This is a genomic window from Tsukamurella pseudospumae (genome assembly GCF_001575195.1).
GTDB classification, from domain to species: Bacteria; Actinomycetota; Actinomycetes; order Mycobacteriales; family Mycobacteriaceae; genus Tsukamurella; species Tsukamurella pseudospumae.
Window position 1 is genome coordinate 1 of record NZ_LSRF01000123.1, and the last position, 264, is coordinate 264.

At 61.7% G+C, this 264-nt stretch carries 1 protein-coding gene; it reads right to left on the reverse strand.

Annotated features, from left to right (window positions below):
• Positions 1-264 (reverse strand): class II fructose-bisphosphate aldolase (locus tag AXK60_RS25390; RefSeq protein ID WP_175400125.1); only part of this gene is annotated, 264 nt, incomplete at both ends.

Below are 264 nucleotides of genomic sequence, written 5' to 3' on the forward strand. Positions count from 1 at the left end.
GTTGCCGAACGTCGCCGCCAGCAGATAGCCCTCGGTGCCCAGCGCATCGACCGTCTTCGCGAAATCCTCATCCGAGGTGAACAGCTTGTCGTTGATCTCGTTCTCGACACCGTCCTCCTCACCACCGACCACACCGATCTCGATCTCCAGGACGATGTTCGCCGCCTTGCACTTCGCCAGCAGCTCCTGCGCGATCTCCAGGTTCTCCTCCAGCGGGATCGCCGAACCGTCCCACATGTGCGACTGGAACAACGGATTCTCGCC